This window comes from Brunnivagina elsteri CCALA 953, assembly GCF_002289455.1.
In the GTDB taxonomy this organism is placed as follows: domain Bacteria; phylum Cyanobacteriota; class Cyanobacteriia; order Cyanobacteriales; family Nostocaceae; genus Brunnivagina; species Brunnivagina elsteri.
On sequence record NZ_NTFS01000622.1, the window covers coordinates 1 to 2,532 of the forward strand.

The following is a 2,532-nucleotide window of genomic DNA, read 5'->3' on the forward strand; positions in this document are numbered from 1 at the left end:
ACACCATTCCCCATCCCCAACTAAATCTTTGATAATTCATCTTGAAGGCAAATGGCAATCGAATTTACTAAGTATCACGGTTTGGGTAACGACTTTATTTTGGTTGATAATCGCTCAACCTCCACACCAGTAATAACCCCAGAAAAAGCGATCGCAATGTGCGATCGGCATTTTGGGATTGGTGCTGATGGTGTAATTTTTGCGCTTCCCGGAGAAAACGACACTGATTACACAATGCGAATTTTTAATTCCGATGGTTCCGAACCAGAAATGTGCGGCAATGGCATTCGCTGTCTAGCAGCATTTTTAGCCGATTTGGAAGGGACATCCCGCAAAAGTGATAAATACAGCATTCACACCCTGGCAGGGGTGATGAGACCCCAACTAACCTTCGATGGAGAGGTTAAAGTCGATATGGGTGAACCTCGTTTGTTAGCGGGGGAAATTCCCACAACTCTTTGCCCCCCCGATCAAAAAGCTGTGGAACAACCGATTGAAGTTGCTGGTAAAACCTGGGAAGTCACCTGTGTCAGCATGGGAAACCCACACTGCATCACCTTTGTTGACGATGTAGCAGCAATCAAACTTGCAGAAATTGGACCTCAATTTGAAAATCACCCCGCATTCCCCCAAAAAATCAACACCGAGTTTATTCAAGTAATTAGTCGCGATCGCATGAAAATGCGTGTTTGGGAACGGGGTGCTGGTATCACATTAGCTTGCGGTACGGGTGCATGTGCTGCCTTGGTAGCAGCTGTATTGACAGGAAGGTGCGATCGTATTGCCACTGTAGAGCTTCCTGGTGGTCCCCTGGAAATCGAATGGTCGGATATCGATCAACGGGTTTACATGACTGGACCAGCAGAAAGGGTATTTACTGGTAAATTTTAACTGGTAAATTTTAACTGGCAATTTTTAATACCCGTAGGGGCTAACGGCTGTTAGCCCTTAATTTTATTTAATTTAATTTAATTAATTTTTACCATTATTTTAATTTAGGATAAGCGGAGCTTGATGCCGGAAGCATCTCAAAGATTTTCAGTTCATTTAAAAGTAAAGCCATAATCCGTTTTTAGTCCAATTATACAGAATTAAATAACATTCTTGTTTTCTAGATAAATTAAAATTATTAAATCTAAATTTTGTTATATTGAGCAACAAAAAGTATCGAAGCAGGTTTTTGTTGTTGCGGATGAATTGGTTCTCTACATTCTAATATTGAAAAACCAGCCGATTTCAATAGCTTTACCCATGTTTCCAACTTACGAAAGTACCAAGGAGCAAATTCAGGAAATTTAGAATTAAAGCCATTCCAAAACTCCTGTCTCCATCCATCAACATAAACTTCTTGATTACAAGCTGTGACTGGATGAAGTGTTTGGATAAATAACAAGCAGTGATTTTGGAGGAAATTAGGAATTAAACTAACTAAGTTATCTACGCTTTCTTTCCCCAGCAGAGAAAAATTACAAACAACTGCATCAAAACGACTATTTGCAAAACTTGTAGTTGCAATATCTTCATATGGCAAAACTAAAAAATTTCCACTACCTTTTGCTTTTGCACTTTCAATCAATGCAGGAACTCCATCAATACCAGTTGCTTCTATTCCCCGCAAAGTCAATTCACGGGTTAACCAACCTTCTCCACATCCAACATCAAGAATAGAACTAGGAGAATAACTAAGAATTGCATCAATAATTGCCTGATTCGTGACAATTTTTCGACTTTCAATTTCTTCATTCTCAATAGTAGCCATCCATGCTTGGGCATTTTGATTCCAGCTATGGATAACTGATTTATCGTTATAATTTAGCATGATGAATATGCGTCACACCTAAACTTTCCCATCACTAAGATATCTGAAATTATACTAAAAACTTTTTAATTTCGGAAGCAGATGCGGTTTCAAAAAATAATTCTACCGCTTCGACTAAGTTATCCCTTGCTTCTTCAATGGTTTTACCTTGACTCGCGATATCTAATTCCGGGCAAAGTGCTACATACCAGTCATCTTCACGTTGTGCGATCGCAGTAAATTGTTTTTTCTGTTTCATGTTTTGTATTGGCTCGATCGATATTGCTTATTTTTAGTAATTAATCTCTTGAATTAATACATTTTCTGCTTCTCTAATTTCATCCCAATCAATTAGAGCTACCCAAACATTCTCTTCGGTAGAATATTGGACAACTCCATCAGTTTCTAAATCTTCGCTATACAAAATTAATCGCAAACCATCTTCCAACAAAATTTTTTGTCGAGCTAAATCCCCAATAGTTCCAGTGCAATTAAGTCGTAAACGACCTCTAATATCAGCGTTATGAAAATCGGCAAAGACTCTTAGTGTATCCATAATTTATCAAAGGTTATTATTTATTTGATAACTAGTGTTTAAATTAACTTAGCTGGATTGGTAATTGTCGGAATCAACAAACTGCTAATTTGTTCTGGTATTAATACCAATTCTTTGTGAAGCTGCACATTATTTCGATTCCTCTCAACCTCCCCTTACTAAGGGGAGGTGCCACAGG

4 protein-coding genes are annotated in these 2,532 nt (G+C 38.2%); 1 reads left to right on the forward strand and 3 read right to left on the reverse strand.

Annotated features, from left to right (window positions below):
• The first annotated feature begins 51 nt into the window (after positions 1–51).
• Positions 52–891 (forward strand): diaminopimelate epimerase, encoded by an 840-nt coding sequence (dapF, locus tag CK510_RS29170; protein ID WP_095724951.1) that lies wholly within the window; start codon positions 52–54, stop codon positions 889–891.
• Between the two features lie 244 nt (positions 892–1,135).
• Here the strand turns inward: dapF and CK510_RS29175 are convergent, their stop codons facing one another.
• Genes CK510_RS29175 through CK510_RS29185 form a run of 3 tightly spaced genes read right to left on the reverse strand, consistent with a single transcriptional unit; the run spans position 1,136 to position 2,354 of the window.
• Entirely contained in the window at positions 1,136–1,819 is a 684-nt protein-coding gene (locus CK510_RS29175) for a class I SAM-dependent methyltransferase (protein WP_095724952.1), read from the reverse strand.
• 49 nt (positions 1,820–1,868) lie between these two features.
• Positions 1,869–2,057, reverse strand: a complete 189-nt coding sequence (locus CK510_RS29180) for a type II toxin-antitoxin system HicB family antitoxin (RefSeq protein ID WP_095724953.1) — start codon at positions 2,055–2,057, stop codon at positions 1,869–1,871.
• Positions 2,058–2,090: 33 nt separating this feature from the next.
• Entirely contained in the window at positions 2,091–2,354 is a 264-nt protein-coding gene (locus CK510_RS29185) for a hypothetical protein (protein WP_095724954.1), read from the reverse strand.
• Between the last annotated feature and the right edge of the window lie 178 nt (positions 2,355–2,532).